Source organism: Microbulbifer sp. ABH2_005 (genome assembly GCF_056160005.1).
Genome location: NZ_JBSWWI010000001.1, coordinates 2,632,241 through 2,653,414 on the forward strand (window position 1 = coordinate 2,632,241; position 21,174 = coordinate 2,653,414).

19 protein-coding genes and 2 tRNA genes are annotated in these 21,174 nt (G+C 46.7%); 14 read left to right on the forward strand and 7 right to left on the reverse strand.

Features of this window, described 5'->3' with window-relative positions; all coding sequences use genetic code 11:
• Positions 1 to 4: 4 nt before the first annotated feature.
• From ACXAFI_RS11460 to ACXAFI_RS11475, 4 genes are all read left to right on the forward strand, one after another.
• Positions 5 to 2,224, forward strand: coding sequence for an ATP-dependent helicase (locus tag ACXAFI_RS11460; RefSeq protein WP_475108916.1), 2,220 nt, complete (start codon positions 5 to 7; stop codon positions 2,222 to 2,224).
• A 107-nt stretch (positions 2,225 to 2,331) separates the two neighbouring features.
• A tRNA-Arg gene (locus ACXAFI_RS11465) sits at positions 2,332 to 2,408 on the forward strand.
• A gap of 749 nt (positions 2,409 to 3,157) precedes the next feature.
• A complete protein-coding gene (locus ACXAFI_RS11470; RefSeq protein ID WP_475108917.1) occupies positions 3,158 to 3,514 on the forward strand; it encodes a hypothetical protein in 357 nt (118 codons plus the stop codon).
• 207 nt (positions 3,515 to 3,721) lie between these two features.
• Complete coding sequence (locus tag ACXAFI_RS11475; protein ID WP_475108918.1) at positions 3,722 to 4,501, forward strand: endonuclease/exonuclease/phosphatase family protein; 780 nt, start codon at positions 3,722 to 3,724, stop codon at positions 4,499 to 4,501.
• Between the two features lie 39 nt (positions 4,502 to 4,540).
• Here ACXAFI_RS11475 and ACXAFI_RS11480 read toward each other — a convergent pair whose 3' ends face one another.
• Together ACXAFI_RS11480 and ACXAFI_RS11485 are read right to left on the reverse strand one after the other, a co-directional pair.
• Positions 4,541 to 5,794 (reverse strand): Y-family DNA polymerase, encoded by a 1,254-nt coding sequence (locus ACXAFI_RS11480; RefSeq protein ID WP_475108919.1) that lies wholly within the window; start codon positions 5,792 to 5,794, stop codon positions 4,541 to 4,543.
• Positions 5,795 to 6,184: a LexA family protein gene (locus tag ACXAFI_RS11485; protein ID WP_475108920.1), complete on the reverse strand. Its 390-nt coding sequence runs from the start codon at positions 6,182 to 6,184 to the stop codon at positions 5,795 to 5,797.
• A gap of 180 nt (positions 6,185 to 6,364) precedes the next feature.
• On the opposite strand from ACXAFI_RS11485, the gene ACXAFI_RS11490 reads away from it, so the two are divergent.
• Complete coding sequence (locus tag ACXAFI_RS11490; protein WP_475108921.1) at positions 6,365 to 6,595, forward strand: hypothetical protein; 231 nt, start codon at positions 6,365 to 6,367, stop codon at positions 6,593 to 6,595.
• A gap of 1 nt (position 6,596) precedes the next feature.
• On the opposite strand, the gene ACXAFI_RS11495 is transcribed toward ACXAFI_RS11490, so the two are convergent.
• Positions 6,597 to 6,806: a hypothetical protein gene (locus ACXAFI_RS11495; RefSeq protein ID WP_475108922.1), complete on the reverse strand. Its 210-nt coding sequence runs from the start codon at positions 6,804 to 6,806 to the stop codon at positions 6,597 to 6,599.
• A gap of 360 nt (positions 6,807 to 7,166) precedes the next feature.
• Between ACXAFI_RS11495 and ACXAFI_RS11500 the strand changes: the two genes are divergently transcribed.
• The 3 genes from ACXAFI_RS11500 to ACXAFI_RS11510 all read left to right on the forward strand — a co-directional run bounded on the left by ACXAFI_RS11500 (position 7,167) and on the right by ACXAFI_RS11510 (position 8,140).
• A complete protein-coding gene (locus ACXAFI_RS11500; RefSeq protein ID WP_475108923.1) occupies positions 7,167 to 7,493 on the forward strand; it encodes a hypothetical protein in 327 nt (108 codons plus the stop codon).
• Positions 7,493 to 7,684 carry a hypothetical protein gene (locus ACXAFI_RS11505; protein WP_475108924.1) on the forward strand — a complete coding sequence of 64 codons (192 nt, stop codon included), beginning with the start codon at positions 7,493 to 7,495 and terminating at the stop codon, positions 7,682 to 7,684. Before ACXAFI_RS11500 ends, ACXAFI_RS11505 begins: the two co-directional genes overlap by 1 nt.
• 144 nt (positions 7,685 to 7,828) lie before the next feature.
• Positions 7,829 to 8,140 (forward strand): hypothetical protein, encoded by a 312-nt coding sequence (locus tag ACXAFI_RS11510; protein ID WP_475108925.1) that lies wholly within the window; start codon positions 7,829 to 7,831, stop codon positions 8,138 to 8,140.
• A 538-nt stretch (positions 8,141 to 8,678) separates the two neighbouring features.
• Here the strand turns inward: ACXAFI_RS11510 and ACXAFI_RS11515 are convergent.
• From ACXAFI_RS11515 to ACXAFI_RS11525, 3 genes are all read right to left on the reverse strand, one after another.
• Entirely contained in the window at positions 8,679 to 9,551 is an 873-nt protein-coding gene (locus ACXAFI_RS11515; RefSeq protein ID WP_475108926.1) for an RbmA family biofilm matrix protein, read from the reverse strand.
• Positions 9,552 to 9,697: 146 nt separating this feature from the next.
• Entirely contained in the window at positions 9,698 to 10,576 is an 879-nt protein-coding gene (locus ACXAFI_RS11520) for an RbmA family biofilm matrix protein (protein WP_475108927.1), read from the reverse strand.
• Positions 10,577 to 10,720: 144 nt separating this feature from the next.
• On the reverse strand, positions 10,721 to 11,596 hold the full coding sequence (locus ACXAFI_RS11525; RefSeq protein WP_475108928.1) for an RbmA family biofilm matrix protein: 876 nt from the start codon (positions 11,594 to 11,596) through the stop codon (positions 10,721 to 10,723).
• A gap of 974 nt (positions 11,597 to 12,570) precedes the next feature.
• On the opposite strand from ACXAFI_RS11525, the gene ACXAFI_RS11530 reads away from it, so the two are divergent.
• The 6 genes from ACXAFI_RS11530 to ACXAFI_RS11555 all read left to right on the forward strand — a co-directional run bounded on the left by ACXAFI_RS11530 (position 12,571) and on the right by ACXAFI_RS11555 (position 19,085).
• Positions 12,571 to 12,771 carry a hypothetical protein gene (locus ACXAFI_RS11530; RefSeq protein ID WP_475108929.1) on the forward strand — a complete coding sequence of 67 codons (201 nt, stop codon included), beginning with the start codon at positions 12,571 to 12,573 and terminating at the stop codon, positions 12,769 to 12,771.
• A 1,063-nt stretch (positions 12,772 to 13,834) separates the two neighbouring features.
• Complete coding sequence (locus ACXAFI_RS11535; protein WP_475108930.1) at positions 13,835 to 14,959, forward strand: FG-GAP repeat domain-containing protein; 1,125 nt, start codon at positions 13,835 to 13,837, stop codon at positions 14,957 to 14,959.
• Positions 14,960 to 15,085: 126 nt separating this feature from the next.
• Complete coding sequence (locus tag ACXAFI_RS11540) at positions 15,086 to 15,943, forward strand: delta-class carbonic anhydrase (protein ID WP_475108931.1); 858 nt, start codon at positions 15,086 to 15,088, stop codon at positions 15,941 to 15,943.
• Positions 15,944 to 16,237: 294 nt separating this feature from the next.
• Positions 16,238 to 16,314, forward strand: a tRNA-Arg gene (locus ACXAFI_RS11545).
• Between the two features lie 178 nt (positions 16,315 to 16,492).
• Complete coding sequence (locus ACXAFI_RS11550) at positions 16,493 to 17,662, forward strand: patatin-like phospholipase family protein (RefSeq protein WP_475108932.1); 1,170 nt, start codon at positions 16,493 to 16,495, stop codon at positions 17,660 to 17,662.
• A gap of 493 nt (positions 17,663 to 18,155) precedes the next feature.
• Positions 18,156 to 19,085, forward strand: a complete 930-nt coding sequence (locus ACXAFI_RS11555) for an EamA family transporter (RefSeq protein ID WP_475108933.1) — start codon at positions 18,156 to 18,158, stop codon at positions 19,083 to 19,085.
• A gap of 21 nt (positions 19,086 to 19,106) precedes the next feature.
• Here the strand turns inward: ACXAFI_RS11555 and ACXAFI_RS11560 are convergent, their stop codons facing one another.
• Entirely contained in the window at positions 19,107 to 21,143 is a 2,037-nt protein-coding gene (locus ACXAFI_RS11560) for an acyl-CoA synthetase (protein WP_475108934.1), read from the reverse strand.
• Positions 21,144 to 21,174 lie beyond the last annotated feature (31 nt).

Consider the following 21,174-nt stretch of genomic DNA (forward strand, 5'->3'; position numbering starts at 1 on the left):
CACCATGGCTGGCGATACACTGACACAGGAACAGCGGGCCATTGCGGATCACTCCGGGGGCCACGCCAAGATTATTGCCGTGGCCGGTTCCGGCAAAACCACTGCCCTACTGCACTATGTAAAAAATCGCCTGGATGCCGGCACCCCCGCCGCCCAGCTGCTGGTATTGATGTACAACCGCAGCGCGCGGGAGGATTTCGAGCGCCGTATGGGCCAGCTGGCCAGTAATCACATCCCGGCGGTGCACACCTTTCACAGCGTCGGCTACCGCCTGTACCAGCGCATGATGGCCAACGGCCATATCACCGCAGCCAACCTCAGCCCCCTGCCACAATCCAGCGTACAGCTGCAAATCTGGAAGGCCATTGAGGAGTGCGCTCCCACCCACGAGCTGGAGGAAATTCGCGAGCGCAAGCAGTCGGAAGTCGAGGCCGCAGAATTTTTTATCGACTACAGCAAAACCCTTCTCTGCGGTGAGCACAGTGCGCTCAAGGAACTGAAACTCGGCGACGAATACGGATATTTTTTACAGGTATTTCGCACCTTCGAAGACTGGCGCCGCAGCCAGGCAGCCGTAACCTATGCCGACCTGATCTACGACCCGGCAAAACTGCTCCATGAAAAACCGGAGCTGGCACAACAATACGGCGGAAATTATGAAGATATCCTGGTGGATGAGTACCAGGACATTAACGAGATACAGCACTTTCTATTGCGAGTGCTGCACGGCGGCAATGGCAATGTGATCGCCATTGGCGACCCCGACCAGACCATTTATGAGTGGCGCGGCTCCAAGCCGGAATTCCTGCTCAAACTCTTCGACCAGGATTTTCCGCCGTCTCACATTTATCACCTGAGCCGTACCTTCCGCTACGGGCACCAGCTGTCCCTGGCCGCCAACCACTTTATTGAAAACAATCGCGACCGCGCCGAGATTTTTTGTGTCTCCGCCGATGGCGAACGGCAAACCCCCATCGAACTGGTGAACACCGATAAAGAGGGGCGCTGGCTGGTAGAGCACCTGCGCCGTTGCCAAAAGCAGGGCCAATCTTTGGCGGGTATCGCCGTGCTGGTGCGCCTCTGGTCTATTGCCGCACCGCTGGAGCTGGCGCTGCTGGCCAACAGTATTCCCTACCGCTCCGCCAGCCGCAACACGGTGCTGTCGCGCCGCGAACTGCGACCACTGTTCTGGAGCCTGAATATCGCCTCGGGACGTTTTAGCGAACTCCCGCCCAAGCGGCGCCAGCAAGGATTGTACGAATGGCTCACCGCCCCGCATGTGCGCATCCCGCGCAAAGTACTCGAACCCCTCTGCGCCGCCCTCGCCACTCGGGAGAAAGGCTGGGGCAAACAGCTGCTTGCGCAACTGCCCGAGAGTCTGAGCAAACCCCAAGCCAAACGCCTGCGCCAACGGGCAGAGCTTTTGATACAAATAGAGAGCTGGCGCGGCCACGCCGGCGAGCTGTTGCGCCGGCATATCGGTGAGCTGGAACTCCTCAGCGGTATCGCCGAAGACGCCTTCACCCGCCAGCAGGGTGAGGAGAGGCAGCAGACCATTCTGGCCTTCTGCCAATATCTGGATACCCTCAAGCAACCTCCGGCAGAAGCCTTGGCGCACCTGCAGGAATTGCAGCGGCAACACCGCGAGGGCGAGCAGACTGCCGCAGAGGCCATCCAGATCACCACCATGCACCAGGCCAAAGGGCTGGAGTGGGATCAGGTCATTATTCCCACCCTTACCCAGCACAATATGCCCTACCAGTCCCAGCGGGATTTCAGCACCCCCGCCTCCCTGGAGAGTGAGCGCCGCCTGATGTATGTGGCTATGACGCGGGCAAAGTCCAAACTATTTCTGCTGGCCCCCACCGAGGAAGCGAAGCGCAAAGACCCCGATGCCGCACAGCCCTCGTTATTTATCGACGAAATGCAATTGCCTCTTAGCCAGCTGATGGCGCAATGCCTGCGCGAACGCCCCGAACATGTCCATACCGATATCCCGGTCTCCCGCCAGGCCCTGCGCTACCTAGAGACCTGCGACTACAACCCAACACTCAGCGCACCCGCCGCCCCCATACGCAAGCCCAGCCAAGGCGAGGTCCTACGCCACAACAAACTCGGCCAGGGGCGGGTTTTAAAATGGGAGGATCAGCGTGTGGAGGTACAGTTCAGCGATGGCAAAACGCGGCGCTTCGACTGGGACACCCTGGCCCGCTATTTGGTATAGCTCTTGGCAAGGCCAGTATGTATGGGGTAAGACAATGATTTGTAACGATTTTTTTAAGAAAACAGTTGACTTGGGTAAAGCGTCTCTATAATATCCGCACCCGTAACGCGCTCGTAGCTCAGCTGGATAGAGTACCTGGCTACGAACCAGGCGGTCGGAGGTTCGAATCCTCCCGAGCGCGCCATACAAAGCAAAGGCTTACGTCTCACGGCGTAAGCCTTTTTTTGTTGTGGTGCAAATTAAATAGGGCAATCGCTCAAAATCTGTATATTTAGACAGCCCCGCACCTACCCTCCGTGTTGACATATAACTAGCGCCTTAACAGCCCCCATAGTCAATTCACAGCCTCCCAATATAGGGGATAGGGGGCTATAGCCACAGGTCACCACCCTAGCCCCCCCCAACTAGTAGTATAGGCAAGCAATGTAAACGCCTGACACATTTCTACTTTTTCTTGATGCCTTCAGCACCTAGAAAAAAAGCCTCCCAACCGAACTTACGGTTGATTCGGTCCACCACCTTCACGCCCCCCAATAGTCAGACTATTACCCGCGTGCCACCTGCGGGGGTATGGAGCCTGCCTCAACTTCTTCTGGGGTGGTACTATTTTCTACCGCTGGCACTGCTTTACAATGCCATTCAGTGGCTACGCCGGCACAAAGACTATGAGATGAAACACTGATCGGTTCACGACTTGCGCAAGGCGACAAGGACAAACTTCTCCGAACTGACATAGCCCCATATTGCTGAAATAATGCTAGGACACAAACTGCCGGGCCAATGGCAAGTCTATGACCACTATGACTACTTGAAGGAGCAAACGAAAGCCTATACAAAGTGGTGAGCAAAGCTCACTGAATTTACAAATCCTTGACCCTAAAGAAAAGAGTAAAGGAATAGAACTTTCATAGTTGAAATTAAAAGGAAGAATTAATGTTTAAAATCAACATCATCAAAATTTTATTTGCCATTTCAATTTTCTCAGCCTGCAGTATATCTTATGCCGCCGAAGATTGGTCAGAGGGTGATTGGACCAAGATTAACTCTATGATGGGAGGCGCCTCAGGAAAGATTTACATCTATACAGACGGATCTGAACATAATCCAATTGGATGCGAAATTAACTATCGCTATGCTTTATCGATGGAACACCCCGGCTTTAATCCACTATATGGATTACTCATTACTGCATATAATAATGGCGATCAAGTTAAAATGCATGTAAGCAATGAGTTTTGCGAGACAGGCTCACCGAAAATATTATATGTAAGCATAAAACCCAACTCCTAAATAAAAATGCCAACGCTAAAACCCCCTTACTATGTAACTTTCGCATTTCAATTCAAGTTGACCAGGGTATGAAAAAAATCTCACTGAGAAATAAATTATTCTTCTTAGCACTTATCTTTTTTACATTTGGCGCCGAAGTCGCACTTGGAGACCAAAAGAAAATAAAAATAATGTCTTACAATATACTTTGTGAGAATTGCCCACTATATGAAAAAAAAAGTAGCACACTGGCATATTCGGCGAAATCTAATATACTCTATAATCGAAGAAAAAGACCCTGACATAATTGGCTTACAAGAGGTCAAGGGATCACAATACAACGATATTTTTTCTCACTTTAAACCTGAATATGAAATTGTAGAAGCTGAAGCAGATAAAGATTTCTACAATTTAATTCTGTACAAAAAGAGAAGATTCACAAAGAATGAAGCCAACTCTGGCAGTGCGCTTTTCCCAAAATCAAACAGAAATGGCGCAGCCATAAAAAATCAAATGTGGGTAACATTAATCGACAACGATGACGAAAACAAAAATAAATTTACTTTTGTAAATACTCATTTTTGCCATGTTGACCCAGACATTCGCCTTGCCTCAGCCAAAAAAGTCATGGAAAAACATGAAAACAGAACAAATCCTACAATCATAGTTGGCGACCTAAACTCAAAACCGAACAGCCACCCAATAAAAGAAATAACAGACGAAACAAGATTCACCAACTTACAATGCGAAACCACTAACTCCTGCAGCTCATCACATGTCAGTTTATCTTCTACTCACATCAAAAGCTCTGAATTAAAAATTGACTGGCTACTTGGAGACAACACTATTATTAGATCTTCACCTTATATCGCAGGTGATTCACAAAGTGGCTATGAGAGTAGCTTTCTAATTCCGACGAACGATCGGATATTTTCTCTGAAGAACGCATATAAAACATATCCATCTGATCACTTTGCGATTGGCGTTGATGTAATCTTGCCCGACTAAAATCTTGTATTTCAAGTTTCGACAAGGTTCTCCAAAAAACTAAGTTACCACCCGAGGCAAATCCCCCCACCGAGTGGTATAGGCAGGCGATGTAAAAGCCTGCCGCATCTTCCATTTCTTCTGGATACCTTCAACCCCTAGAAACAGTGTCCCGCGACCGAACTTTTTATTGATCCTGTCCATCGCTTGCATGGTCTCCCCTGCCCTGAGCGATTGTCCTGGGGTGAACAAATCACCCTGGCCCAGTGCGCGAGGGATTATCTCGATTAGCCCGACGCCTGCTTTCATAAAGCGGCAGCCGGGGTGGTATAAATCGGCAATGGCCTCCCTCACCAGCCGCACGATTACCCGCGTGTCATCGGTCGGGTATGGGGTCTGCACTACGGTGCTGCGGCTGTAGTAGTTGGGTTCATGGGGTGAAGTGTGCAGGAATAGATGGATCGACTTTACCAGCGATTTCTGTGCGCGCAGTTTCTCTGCGGCTCTGCTGGCGTAGAGGGTGGCGGCCTGCAGTATCGGGGGTAAGTCTGTGAGCTTTTCACTAAAGGAGCGGGTGCAATAGATCTGCTTCTTCGCCGGAGGCTCTTCCTCCAAGCCCAGGCAGGGAATCCCGTTCAATTCCTCAATAGTTCGCTCAATATTCACATTAATACGGCGGCGCAGGATTTTCGGGTTGGCCTGTGCCAGGTCGTAGGCGGTCTCTATGCCGAAATCCGCCAGGTGCTTGGTGAGGCGACGACCTATACCCCACACATCATTCACAGCGGTGCGGCGCTGCATCCACTGCCGTTTCTCGGGCGTATCCAACGCACAAACACCATCGCACTTGGGGATTTTCTTGGCTGCGCGGTTGGCGAGCTTGGTCAGGGTTTTACTGGGGGCGATACCCACTCCGACGGGCATACGGATATTGCGCCAGACGGTGTTGCGGATCTTGCGGCCGTAGTCCTGCCAATCCTCCTGCAGCCCATGCAGGTCCAAAAACATCTCATCGATGCTGTAGACCTCCACGTTGGGGCCAAACTCGCGCAGGGTGGTCATCACCCGGTGAGAGATATCACCATACAGGGGGTAATTGCTGGAGAAGATGGCCACCCGGTGAGCGCGCAGCAGGTGCTGAACCTTAAAAAAGGGCTCCAGGTCGCCGATGCCTAATAGCTTTGCTTCCTTGGAGCGCGCCACCACAAAGCCATCGTTATTGGAGAGCACCACCACCGGGCGCCCGCGCAGGTCCGTCCGGAATATCTGCTCACAGCTGGCGTAGCAGCTATTGCAATCCACCAGTACCAGCATTCAGCGCGGCCGGTGGTAACGCACCGAAGCTTTTACCACCCCCTCCACTATCAGTTCCTGCCCTTCCCAAATGGGGATCGGGGCATAGTCATCGTTGGCAGAAAGTAGCCGCCCCTGCTGCTGGTCCAGCACCTTACAGGTGAGCTGTCCATCCAGGGCCACCACCACCACATCGCCATGAGTAGGCTTTAGCGAGCGATCGACAATCAACAGATCCTTGTCGAAGATGCCAAGCCCCATCATGGAATCCCCATTCGCCCGCGCCATAAAGGTCGCCGCCGGCTTGCTGATTAAGTGCTCATCCAGGCTAAGGGCCGCCTCCTTGTGGTCATCGGCGGGAGAGGGAAAGCCACAGGCTACGCTGTGGCCGTAGAGTGGGGAAAGCTTCATACTGGAAACCCTAAATACTGTATATCTATACAGTTTACTGCTAGAGGGCTGTAAAGGGCAATGGATGACTATGAGGCCGGAACACTGGGCGAACGCCTGCGCAACGCAAGGAAACAGGAGGGGGAAACGATCGCACAGTAGGCCAGGCAGCTGGGACTGGCGCCATCTCAAGTTTCGAAGATGGAAACAGGCAAGCAGAAGATACCCGCGGAGCTGCTGCCGGCTTGGTGTGAGGCGGTGGAGATTACTATGGCGGAGGTGTACGGCACCGAGAACCTGCACCACTTTGCGCAGGTTCCCTTTCCGCCGTTAAGAGCCCGAATGTACGCAAAATTGCCGCAGGAGTTTCGCCGGCATATTCACCAGGTGATTGAGAGCACTTACCAACTGTGGAGGAAGGTGCACAGATAATCTAACTGCCACGAACCACCTTAGCATCCTTCACTGGCTGGGTAACAATCAGAAAGACGGCGTAGACCAACCAGGAAAAGAAAAGAACACCGAAGAACCATCCCACTTTTGCCCCACCATGGGAGCGACTGGAGATGAGTACATGCACTATTGGTATTATAAGAAGCAATATTATGATCAACTGCCAGATACTAATTCCACCAAATCCCATAGCGGCCTCCTAGCCTAGTATTGTTACCCTGTTACGAATGCATAACGTACCGCATCCTGTTAAATCAGCCCATAGACCGACACACCAAATTCAAAGCAATTGTTACTGCATAAAATCAAATTGGTACTTCTGTAATGCCATCTCCCCAAAAAGTGGTACCGCTGCCTCAATATAAGTCGCAGTATCTTATCAAGCACACAAACTGAGAAGGGTAGCTTTTTTAAATTACACAAGCAGTCAGTCTTACGCTGAATGAAGATCATACAGCTTTTCTTGCAGAAAAAGATTCTACGCTAAGCGGGCTTACAAAACACACCCACTATCGTAAATTAGGACCACTTTTAGGGGGTGAAGTACTCAATGGATAAGTTTTGGGTTATCGATACCATTTGTACGGTCTTACCAACTAGCTCAGTCGAGCAAGATGGAAGCGATTTCTATTACAACCGCGCTGTTGTACCAGCAACCTCAAAAGAAGAGGCAATCGATCATCTTACCTCTAATTTCAACGAGGACGGGATATCTATTAAAGACATTACCAATATTGCCACCTACGAAGAGAGTGATTGGTCTAACGACATCTACAACCTTGACAGAGCATTCGAAAGGGCAAAACAGGGAAATAGAGTCTGTACCGCCACGTTTATTTCTTCGGATGTCTATGATTTCAAATACAAGGATTTGTAATGAAAACCTGTGCATTAACAGTCGCTGAAGCAGGCCCCAACTGTAAGGTTGATGTATCGCTTGTTACCGGAGGGTCTGTTGAGAATAAATACGCTCTACGTACCACTTATGATTCATTGTCAGTCTGGAAGGCAAAATATGGAAAGAACATCTCCCCATTTTATCCAAAATTAAAAACCAATCAACATTAAAGATGCGGCAATTATCGATAATGAAATATGGATTTTTGCTGTTGATGCCACCAATGAACTACATTTAATAGATGCAGTTAAGATAGGTGCAAGTTTTACAAAATTCGGCCGGACGAAATAATCCGCAATGTCTATGTTAAAAACTTGAATGCCGAAAAAGAAAATAACACGAAAGTGGATGCTTTGATCAAAGCGAATATGCAACTCTATGAGAAATCTACAGAAGCAATTAAAAAAGCAGCGAGGTTTTTTGGCATAACAGAGAGCATTAATTTCCACGTTTTCAGCGCTGCTAAAAATCACAAACCCCCCAAAGATAATCTCAAAGACGCGCTAAAGTCCGGAGGAGCTAAAAATATTACAACTGACAAAAGAATACATCTATTCTTGACTGGTTCCAATGATGGTGAGACAGAGGCTGAAATCCTCACCAACTTATATGTTGCCTCAATTTAACACGTAGCTTCCTTTTAATCAGGGTATCCTTCGAGAAGAGCAGCTAAAGAGTAATATTCCAACCGATAACCACTCTAAAGCTATCCCACCAAAAGCCACTCCAACTTAGCTGTCTCCAATTTAATCAATCCATACTTTCGGGCAACATCCCCAAACTGCCTCGCATAGATTGCGCGAGCGGGTTGGTAGGGGGCAACCATTCGTCGGGACCTTTATCGCTCTTGGTTTGATTGTACCCATCATCCACCAGCCACAGGTTGGCCGGGTCTTCCGCGAAGTCATGATGATGTTCGCGATCTCAATTGGCACCGCCGAACTTGTGAGCCAAGGTGAGTAGGCCTATATGCTCAACATTCAAGTCCGAAGCCTGTTGGAAAAACTGGCCGGTATAGAGGGCCATCCATAAGACCGAAACGACAGTGCTTTAATATCAAAGGTAGTCAAACATCCAAAACTTATTTTGATGACTGAGCCATATATGATTAGAACGGGACAGCTGGGACACAAGAGTATCCCAACTCAGTCGAAAGCTTAAAACTTAGTCAGCACTTTTTGTGAAATGCAGACTGTCTTTCACCCGAATCCCGGTGCTTGGGTCAGCGACATACCAAGTTAGCTCGTAATCTCCAGCCTTAAACCACTCTGGTATCGTTAAATAATTTCGAGTGTAATCCTTCGCCTCAGAATAGTTCAACACAACATCCCGTGATTTATGAATGGGGTAATTATCACCATTAGGAAGAGTGAGCACACTCCATTGTTCAAGAGTAACCAACGATTTTGAGGAATCTAAATTACGAATACTCGCATCATAATTTACTCTACCCCCATAGGAAGGAACTGAAAATTTGACAGGTTCGTCAAGCACAATCGCCAACTGAGTATCAGAGACATCACCCTCTACAACCAGCTCAAAGTCCCAGAATTCCACATAACCACCGGACACATAGAATGTAAATTTACCTTCTCCATCAAGGAAATTTTTCGCCAAGATACTAGTTTCACCTTCGCAGAAGCTGATGTCTGCCATCTGCCAAACAGGATTGGGATTTTCCGGAGTTGGAGCATCCATAGAATAAAGGAGTCTTTGCGCATACGTTTGAGAAATAGGCATCGTGAAAGGTTTTACTGATTCACTTTCTACCCTATAAAATGCTGCACCTGCATCTCCACCTTTAACTTCAGTTTTGATACAAATTTTTTCAATACTGTCGAATTGATAGCCAATATCTAGGTCCACCTCGTACTCCACTCCATCTCCCATCCTGAAGGGGAACGGCTCACCTAAATCTATTTTTGTACTGATCGTATCTGCCTGAACCAATGTCGACGCGCAGATTAAAGTGAAACCAGCGATAGAGCTCTTCAATACAGCCCTATACTGAGGGTTTTTATTTGTGAATTTTTTCAAAACGATATTCCATTACATATATTATGAGGCACAACAATACTTCGGACAGTTTTTAATAATCCGGCCCTTAAAAAGCAAAGTTCTTGATTTGATAAAGGAAGAGCTGGGACACAAGAACCCCCCCAGCTCAGTCGAAAACTTAAAACTTAGTCAGCACTTTTAGTAAAATGCAGACTGTCTTTCACCCGAATCCCGATACTTGGGTCAGTGACATACCAGGTTAACTCGTAATCTCCAGCCTCAAACCACCCTGGTATCGTTAGATAATTTCGAGTGTAGTCCTTTGCCTCAGAATAATTCAACACGACATCCCGTGATTTATGAATGGGGTAATTATCACCATTAGGAAGAGTGAGCACACTCCATTGCTCAAGAGTAACCAACGATAGTGAAGAATCTAAATTGCGAATACTCGCATCATAATTGACTCTACCCCCATAGGAAGGCACTAAAAATTCGACAGGCTCATCAAGCTCAATCGCCATCTGAATATCAGAGACATCACCCTCTACAACCAGCTCAAAGTCCCAGAAATCCAAATAACCACCGGACACATTGAACGTAAATTTACCTTCTCCATCGAGAAAATTTTTTGCCAAGATACTGGTTTCATCTTCACAAAAGCTGATGTTTGCTATCTGTGGGACAGGATTGAAGTTTTCTGGAGTTGAGACATCACCAGAATAACTGATGAGCTCCAATTTATATACAGCATTAATAATATCGTCAGGCCCTGCACCTGTAGACTCTTCTATAACCCCATAAGCTACCGAGAAAGCATCTCCATCTTTAACTTCAGCATTGATACAAATTTTATCAATAGATTCGAACTGATAGCCAACATCTAAATCCACCTCGTGTGTAGTTCTATCTTCCATCCTAAAGGGGAACGGCTCACCTAAATCTATTTTTGTACTGATCGTATCTGCCTGAACCAATGTCGACGCGCAGATTAAAGTGAAACCAGCGATAGAACTTTTCAACACAGCCCTATACTGAGGGTATTTGTTTGTGATTTTTTTCAAAACGATATTCCATTACATATATTATGAGGCACAACAATACTTCGGACAGTTTTTCATAATCCGGCCCTTAAAAAGCAAAGCTCTTGATTTGATAAAGGAAGAACTGGGACACAAGAGCCCCCAGCTCAGTCGAGAACTTAAAACTTAGTCAGCACTTTTAGTAAAATGCAGACTGTCTTTCACCCGAACCCCGGTGCTTGGGTCAGTGACATACCAGGTTAACTCGTAATCTCCAGCCTCAAACCATTCTGGTATCGTTAGATAATTTCGAGTGTAGTCCTTTGCCTCAGAATAATTCAACACAACATCACGTGATTTATGAATGGGGTAATTATCCCCATTGGGAAGGGTGAGCACGCTCCATTGCTCAAGAGTAACCAATGATTGTGAAGAATCTAAATTACGAATACTTGCATCATAATTGACTCTTCCTCCATAGGAAGGCACTGAAAATTCGACAGGTTCGTCAAGCACAATCGCCAACTGAGTATCAGAAACATCCCCCTCTACAACCAGCTCAAAGTCCCAGAAATCTATATAACCACCGGACACATTGAACGTAAATTTACCTTCTCCATCGAGAAAGTTTTTTGCTAAGAGGCTGTTTTCTCCCCCACAGATATTGATGCTTTCTTGCATCTGTGGTACAGGATTAGGATTTTCCGGTGTTGGAAGCTCTACGCTCTTAAGCAACATCAACGCTTGCGATTCAAAATAAGGAAGAGTGAAAGGTCCTGCAGGTTCACTTTTTGTTTCATAAGATACTCCGCCCGCAGTTCCATTTTTAACTTTCGTATTGATACAAATTTTCTTAATGGTATCGAATTGATAACCAACATCTAAAATTAACTCGTGTTTAATTCCATCTTCCATCCTGAAGGGGAAGGGTGCACCCAAGTCTATTTTGGTACTGATCGTATCTGCCTGCACCAAAGCCGATGCGCAGGTTAAAGTGATTCCACCGATAGAATTTTTCAACACAGCCCTGTGCAGAGCGAATTTTGTAGCTAGTTTTTTCAAAATTACAACCTATTACATATACTATGAAACACATAAATACTTCGGACAGTTTTTTAATTCCCAACCCTAACAAGGCCTGCAGCTTGATAATCGGTATTTATCACAGCCTTGAAAGTCTCCAAATTGCGTAAAATACCTTTACAATGCCACAACCCTAAAACAACCAGGCCAAAACTGTCCGAAGTATTTTATTTCATTCCTTCCCCATACCCCAAAAAATTTTACCCTTATATACGTACCAACTAAGCCAACAGTTAAAAGCAGAGCGATTAACTAACCTGGTTATCTCAGTAAATATTATTTAACACGGATAACATCTGCCCCAGCACCCAGCCGAATCGCTGTTTGCACTCCCAGTGATCTTCGGCAGAGCCCCCTGGCGGTTAGCGATATTCCAGCTGTGTTGCCTTTCACATACAACAGATTGTCCGCTTTATTCAGGGCCACTTTTGTCAAGCAAAGTTGTCTGCAGCCTAACATTGCCACATAGCGGGCAAGCTGGCCGACTTTACCGGCCCAGGCGCCGCTGCCTGAAGCCACTAGGTAGCGCTCGCCATTACTGGCAGTGCCCGGCAGATTGTTTTGTGCGGCCTGCTCTTCTAGCTGCAGTTGTGCGTCGATGGTATCCAGGGCTTGACGGCGGGCGCTAGGGTGTCCTCTTGTGCGAAGGGTTTGCCTTTATTGGGCATGTCGCTAAAGCTGTTTGATTTCTGCTAATACGCAGATTTGTGCCTTGGGGCCTGGGCTGGTGATGCTGTTTAGCTAGCCGACTGGGATAGTGGCTGTGCCTGGGATGGTAGTCGTGGTTGGGTTGATGTCTGCGCTCTAGTCACTCACCGACAACCGCTAAAAAACTGGCTTTGATCGTAGACAGCGCGGCCACCCAAGCGCCCTACTCCGAGTAATTGAAATACTAGCTGCACCGACCCGGACCTGATTTTTGATCTGTTCGACAAGCTGCGGGCAGCTTTACTTTGTTAGAAGTAGAGCAGTTCTGCGCGGCCTTTTTCATCAAGCGCAAGAGCAACGCGGCGATTGCCAATACCCGCATGCCGGTGCTTGAGCGTTGGCAGGTCCGCTACAAGTCCGCCCTAGCCGCCTATAAACAGCCAAGGAAATGTTTGAGTGCAGCAAACGTGCGGGTGATGGAACAGCTAGCGAATAACACTGTCTAGAAGGCCCTGTTAGGGGGCTTTAACAAAGCGGTGGACGACGCGCGATCCTGGAAAGCAATGATGCCCACCAGAATCAGATGATGCAGCTTCTATCAGATCCAGAAAAGATCAAGCAGTTTTCCCGGCTGATGTTTGATTTATTGAAAAGGCCGGAGTGACTGTCGCGGAAAACGGGTTAATGTCGATTACAAATATATAGGTAGGGGATGATCCCCTACCAGCAAAAACTCATAAACGCCCTCGACTATTAAGGACCTTGCCAGCTTGCAATTCTCTCAAGAGGAAGTACCTCGGTAGACAATTAGCGTTTTAGTTATGCCCATCCATCTAATGTCGTTCTTTCAGGGCGACTGGTTGGCATCGGCTCCCATAAGGTTCCTAGCTTACCCGTGTTGAAAATAACTGGGCTGCAACCAACGGGCCCCTTTACTATTGTCAAGGAAATCACTTGTTATAAAATCCAGGCATAAAATTGTGAGCCTAATGGAGGCATGAATACGATATAAATTTTTATCGCTCTCTTACAGTAGAGCCGCGCAACCTGCATGGGGTCTTTACCAGCAGCCACCCTGATACACTGAGTCTGCATTTAAATAGATTTTGACAATACATGGCTAATAGTGACCACTAGGGACCAAAAGATATTTTCAAGCGCCAACAAAGAGCAGCCTGACTCTTTTAAGCAGCCATAATACAGGCAAACCCAAGGCTATAATTTTTACTAGCTCAATCAAGAACAGCTTGAAAAACCCTCCATCTTAGGGCGCAGGCATCAAAAAAATAATTTTTCCTGAAAAAGCAGAATAAGGCTTAAGATCGATCACGGGTGTTTCGCACTGCACATAATATTGATAAGTTATTAAGTTATGGCAACATCCATTTAGCCCCACACAAAATTCATATATCGCCAAATTCACCAGAAGCTAACAGATTAATCTCGATTATTAGCCTGGTGCCAGATAAAATTCTAAGCCGGATATAATTAACTTTTGCCAACTCTAGACCAGAGCATCCCCTTAAAATTTGTTATGTAATCACGCAAACCTTAGAGAACCATAAGAAAATGAATTTAGTTAAATATATTCCTCTAACACTCTGTTTTATGACTAGCGCTTTATGCTCCGCAGACACAATCAAAGTAGAAAATATATCTTACTCCGCTTCCATACTTAAAGTTGGTGCCGGCCAACCTGCAGTTGCAGTGATAGACCTCAATTCAGACAGAAATCAAGATGCAATTATTGCAAACAATTCGGATAACAACATAGTAACCTTTCTTTCCAATGGCAATGGGACTTTGACATCAGCTGGAGACTTCCCCGCCGGTGACAGCCCTTCAGGTTTATCGACCTCTGACATCAATGGTGATGGGAACATTGATGTTGTTATAGCCAACCACGAAACCTCATACGTCACCATGCTTTTTGGAAATGGTAAAGGAGGTTTTTACCCTGCACCGAATTCACCTTTAAGCGTGCAAGTAACGCCCCACCCACATGTCGTCCGATTAAGTGACCTTGATGGTGATAGTAAAGTTGACCTGATTGTAGACAACCGTGATCACGAAGGTTTACTTATTCTCAAAGGACACGGGAATGGTGATTTTAAACTGCCAGGGAAGACTATTAAAGTGGGAGGAGACCCCTACCGGGGATTTGCCATCAAAGACTTAAACAAAGACGGACACTCCGATTTGGTGACGCCCAATCAGAATGATATAGGCATATTAATAAATAACAAATCTGGCAATAATTCTTTCAGCTTAAATAACCTGGCACAATCTGAAGCTCCATTTACTGTTGAGGCGGCAGACATGAACGGAGACGGAAACATGGATTTACTTGTAGCCAACAACCGCGATGTCATTACTATAATCCCGGGAGATGGTAGCGGCAGCTTTCCAAAAAAGAAACAAGTAGAAATCCAGGCATCTAATGGCGCCAAACAGATTGCGACAGGAGATATCAATGGTGATGATATTGACGTCGCTTTAATCAGCAGTTGGTCGGGTGAAATTCTCGTTTTAATTGGAGGCTCGACAATCAAGTCGATCAAATTTAAGAATACGAATACTCCCAATCCGTGGGGAGTCGCACTTTTAGATTTAAACAAAGATGGCAAAAGTGACTTTATCATTGCGGATGGCAACAGCCATTTAGCAGCTGTGTATATAAGCCGGATAGAGTAACAGATGCCCTATTGGATGTAATCTAAAGTTACTCCTGCAGCGTACCGGAATTAATTACCAGAGCAACATACCCACATAAATACAAACAACCTCTCAACCACAACAAACCGCAGGGGGATTATCACCGTGAAAATAAAATCTCTTTTTGTTTTAGCTGCAACGACAACTATAGCCGTCAACGCTTCTGCGCAAGAAAGTAATGGCGCAGTATCAGATGAGACCATCGCAAATCAACGTGCTAATTTAGAGAAGAATACCACAGGGAGAAATTTTGGCCCGCAATCCCCACGTGATATTGAATCAACTTCCGGAAACCATGCGATTTTCTTTGCTGCCGCACCAGCTCATACGGTTATGAACTTGTGCAATATCCATTTTCATAAAAATGCTGAGCATAAAGGTGGAGAATTTACCCAGTATGCGGGCAACGGTGATGGGCATGGCTTCCTGTCGGGTTTTAAGTATTCCGGCACTCTTACCGACACCGAGTTAGCCCCACCTAATCAAGAAGTGTGCCCAAGCGAACATGGCAGCCTTCATCCTGGAGATACCATTGAAGTCCACTATGTCCACTCATCCGCCAAAATTAAACCCGGTCCAACCTTGGGTTCCTGCTTTAACGAAGACATCAAGAATCCACAGTTGCGGGTAGAAACGCAAGTTTATGTCTTGGTGAATGATTCCACTGCTTTAGACTTTGTAAAATTAACTGCCCATGATGAAAAAGGTGGTTTTCAACAAGCCTTGGGCATTCCCAGCAATACTGGAAAGCCAATTCAGTATTCAGGTTCCACCACCGGTCCAGATTACAATGAACAGGGCTCACCTTATCAAGTCACCTGGAGTGTCCGCCCCAATGTTGCCAAGGTCAACATTACTTCTGTGGGCAACTGGTGCAAGGACAATATCTTTAATGAAGACCATGCTCATGGTGTAAGGAATTTGATCCAGAACCCCAAGCTTCTCTCCAAGATTGAACACTAAACGCGCATGCCAAGAATACAGCTACCAATGTGACCCAATCCATCAACAACGGACACGCCACTAAGCGGCTAGTTATTCCTCAAATGCCTCAGGGTTTCAGGTGTACTGGTGTTGGGTAATGCCGTAGCTAAAGGCTTAGCTTCATTACCCCACTCCCACCTCTTAACCAACCAGAATAGGAGGTGGCCACTGTTCTCCTTCGCTTAATGATCAATATTTGACCTCAATTACTCTTTTTCATAAAAGTGCTTGACGACTCATTGGTAAATCTATATTGTGCGCACCCTCAACGACGCGCTCGTAGCTCAGCTGGATAGAGTACCTGGCTACGAACCAGGCGGTCGGAGGTTCGAATCCTCCCGAGCGCGCCATTTCAAAAGGGTTTGTATCTCCGGATACAAGCCCTTTTTTTATTTCTTCTGTAGATAGCTCCGCAGGTAGCGATTGCAGGCATACGACCATACACTTCACACCAATCTAACTAAGTTAATCTTGGCTTCGGCCCGGCAGCATTCACTAACTCTTTAAGTGAGAGTGGTCTGCAGTCTTATGCTTAAACGTGTGGTTATAGCCCTACTCTGCATTCTTGCAATTTATATTGTTGCCGCTTATGTCTACAACAAGCATTTTACCCAGTCTGTCACTTTCAAAAGCTCCCCTTACGAGCCCGAGCGGTCAGAAAGCCTGGATTACCTCAAAGAAAAAGACACTATCAAAATCTTGATCATAGATGGCGGCGGTGTTCGGGGGCTCATCCCCCTATATGTACTCAACTATCTCGAGAACAAACTACACAAGCCGATTAGCGAGGTATTCGATGTCTACAGCGGAGTATCCAGCGGTGCCATTGTAGCCAGCGGCATCAACATCCCTGAAAAATTTATCCCTAAAAATTACACTGGACATGATTCTGCCACAGAGTACTTAATACAACTCTATAAAGAAGAAAGTGACTATCTGTTTTCCTCACCTTGGTATCACGATCTATTGACAGGCTGGGGGCTGTTTTCCCCTTCCTTCATGGGTGAGCGACTCCACCGTGTACTGGAAAACCACTATACAAAGTCACTTTCTTTCACAGATCTCAATAACTTTGTTCTTATCCCAGCACTTGACATTCACAGTGGTAAAATACACCTTTTCAAAAATCGAGGGGATGAAATCAAACAACTACCTACCGACAGCTTATACCAGCTTATCACTGCAGCAGTCAGCGCCGAGACCGCCTTTCCTCCGGTAGCTTTCAGGACACCAGAGCAATCCAGAGAGCACAGCTACTTTGCCGATGCCGGCCTGGCCATGAATAACCCCACCAGCCTGGTACTACTGGATATTCTTAGAGAATTTCCAAATAAAAACTATTACGTACTAATTTTAGGAGCAGGCTCACCACCACTGGCTAGCAGTGAAGCAGATTACAGTGAACTGAAAAATTGGGGGCGTATCAACTGGATACGGGATGCCTTTTCCAATATTCAGAGATATATGGATATTCAACAATTATACGCACTGGAGCTCGCTCAACAGCTCTCTGATGGCAATCGCCTGGAATACGATTACCTAAATATCGAAGTCACTGATCCATTCGTCGATATCTTTGACTATGACTCCCTGCACCATTTAAAAACTTACGCCGATCGCTTGATCGAAGAAAACCAGCAAGAATTAAAAAGAATTATCGAGCGACTCAACCAGCCAGATAAAAAAGCTTCTCAGTAGTAGTTCATCACAAGTTCGATATTTGATCATCCATATTTGCGCAGACTACAAATCTCTTACCCAGCCCTAACCATCGATAGGTCATCTGCAGGCTTTATGCCCTGAAGATCGCTTAGTTACTCAGAAAAACTGCACTGAAAACCATTAGATCGATGATGATGTTACCCACTCTTTTGTTGACCTCTTTGGCTGTTAACACCATAGCTCCTTGAAATAATGTACCGACAGACTTATTGGAGAGATACAGATAAGCCAGAATCGTACTGTTAACTTTCTAGGCAAAACACCTCTACCAATCCAACTCGCCCAGCTCCACAAGATTCATGCTATTCGATTGACTATTTCCATAGTCTCTTTATTATGCAGGAGCAGTTTTCCAAGCAATATCTACTAGCATCTACATTAGACAGGTATCTCCCATTAAAAAGCTGAGGAGTGCAAACCTCCCAGAGTGTTCTAAAGTAGTTACCCTCTGTAGGGATGGGGATTATTTATGCCGTTAAAGGATCTGGCTCGAGCTTGCACTGTTGTTATCATTTGGGGAGTTAATTTTTCGGTTATTAAAATTGGACTGGAAGAACTTCCTCCCATCCTATTCTCCGCACTTCGATTCCTTGTAGTTGCAATTCCGGCCGTACTTTTTATCCCCTTTCCCAAAACCTCTCCGTGGAACCTACTGGGTGTCGGTGTCTTTCTTGGGGTGTTCAAGTTTGGGCTACTCTTCTTCGCCATGAAAGCGGACGCCTCTGCAGGAATTTCTTCACTGATCCTTCAGGCTCAGGTCTTCTTTACCATCTTACTGAGTGCAATTTTCTTTAAGGAGGCAATAGGTCGATATCAACTGTTGGGTATTTTCATTGCAATGGCCGGATTTTCACTGTTTCTCTTCAGCAGTGAGGGGAGCGTAACCTCATTCGGCTTGGTGCTGTTATTACTTGCAGCTTTCTTCTGGGCCCTGTCGAACTTGATCATGAAACGCACTCAGGGCGTCAATCTGTTGCACTTTATGGTCTGGGTATGCCTGGTGCCTCCCATACCTCTTTTTACCCTCTCCTATTTTCTGGAGACTCAAGATCCTTTAACCCTGATTATTGGTACCAATGCGAAAACCTGGCTTTCCCTAGCCTTTGTCAGCTATATCTCTACGCTGATTGCCTTCGCGATCTGGGGCAGACTTCTTAGAACCCATTCTGCGGCAACGGTGACCCCTTTCGCCCTATTGATCCCGGTAGTGGGCATTATCACCTCCAGTATTATTTTGGACGAAAAATTAGAAACCATAGAGGTCATCGGCTTTGCGCTGATTATGGCTGGACTTATATGTAACACTCTATATGGTAAGTTATTGGGGCTGGTAAAAACCTCAAGGCAAGCTGTGCAAGCTCCACCAAAGATTGAATCGCTTGGTCGGGGTGCTCAGTAAGAGAGCACCCCAAAAATAAAATTAGACGATCTCATATTTAAAGGTGTACGGCGCAAGCTGTTCCGCAAGAGCGCCCTCGAGACTGGAATCCCCTCCGGTGGTAACCCTGGCAATAGTGCCAAGCACCTTGTCTTGCTCCACTTTTACCTGGCTCTCGGTAATGGCTGAATCTGTTCCCTGCACCAATCGATCAATAATGTCCTGAACACACAGTCGGATTTCCTCCATCTCCAACGCGGGCTTGAAGATCTTGCCAACCGCCGTAGTAGGGAGTCCCACTCGAAGTACAATTTTTCTGGGGATGGCCGCCCGCTCGGTAATATTTTCTTTGGCATAGGCAGTAATTTCTTCAAGCAGGGCTTTGGCAAAATCATCCATTACAACCTCCTGCCCTCTGACTGTCAGCGTGCTGACCGCTTCACCCGACAGCATGACATAGGCGACGGGAACCTCTCCCGCGTGTGCATCTGGTGTGCCTACTGCTGCAGCCATAGCAACGGAAGGGTGTCGACAGAGGACTTCTTCTATCAATTTGGGCTCAATATTATGGCCTCCACGCACGATCAACTCTTTTTTTCGGCCTGTGAGCCAAAAATAGCCATCTTCATCCTGCCTGCCTAAATCCCCGGTGTTAAACCAGCGCTGCCCTTGATCATCCTGCACCCAGATTCCCTTATTGTGCTCAGGGTTGAGATACCCATTGAAGACATTGTCTCCTCGAATAAGCAAATTGCCGATTTCATTGGTCTGGCTGTACCGAATAAAATTTCCCTGCTCACCTAGCTGGACACTTCTCATCTCTTGCAGCGGTAAACGCAGCCCGATTGAGCCCACTTTCTTCGCGCCATGTGGTGGCGTGAGACTACTAGCGCAAGTGCCTTCCGTTAAACCATATCCCTCTACGATTTGCACACCGGTTATACGCTCAAAAGCATTAAAAACCTCAACCGGCATAGGCGCCGCGCCACACAAAGCCATTTGCAGGGAGGAGATATCACACTGTTTTACTGGCTGCTGCAACAAAGTAGAATAAACTGTGGGCACAGCGCTAAAACTGTTCACGCGATAGAATTCAATGATGTTCCAGAAGTTACTGAAAACACCCTCACCCCGGTAGCCCTGTGGGGTCATTAATACCACCTCACAGCCGTTAATAAACGCTGCAAGCCCCGTCACGATTGCCGCATTCACATGAAATAGTGGCAAGCCACAGAGAATAACTTTTCCGGGCCCCATAATATCGCCGGCGACCAAACCAATACTTTTTGCATTCGCCAATTCATTCCCGTGTGTATGGGTGGCGATCTTTGGTAACCCTGTTGTACCCCCGGTACAAAATAGGGAGGCGATGTCATCACCGTGGATACTGCGTTTAAAGTTCAAATGACTAGACGGTTGCTGCTTAATCGCCGACTGGAAGGGTATTCGTTTTTTGCCTTCCAGTGATTTCAGCCGCCGACGGTATTGATACTGAATTGCACTAGCCGCAATGCCTTTCAAGCCTCCGGCGTGATATGCCGGGTCCACATGAAAGATGCTTTTTACCTCGGGTAAATTCGGCAAAATACTCTCAACTTTTTCACAGATATCAGTGCCCGGGAAAGGACTCAAGGTAACGATGGCTTTTGCCTGGCTATGCCGAATCAGCTCTTCTATCTGTTTGGCCTCCAGTAGCGGATTGATCGCCAATACTTTAGCGGCCGCCTCCGCCCCCCATAGTACATAGTGGGTTTCTGGTAAATTTGGCAGTACAAATGCGACAGTGTCATGCTCTTGAATACCGACACCACTGAATAAATTGGCAGTTTGGATAATACGCTCAGCCAGTGTTTGATAGCTAATCTTTACTGGCTTTCTATAGTCTTTGCCTGAGAGAAAAAAAGAGATCGCCGTTTGCTGGGAATAGCGCTTGCACGCAGCCATTAATGCTTCAAAAGTATTTCCGCTGAATTTTTCCGAAAAAGCTTTAAAGCTGGAAAAATCTTGCCCCTCTGGCTGCTTACCTGTTAGCAGGTAGGCTTCCAGAGCCTCAATACCTTTCAAGGTTGAAGTGGACATAATATTACTCCCTGACTGCCAATCAGCAGAT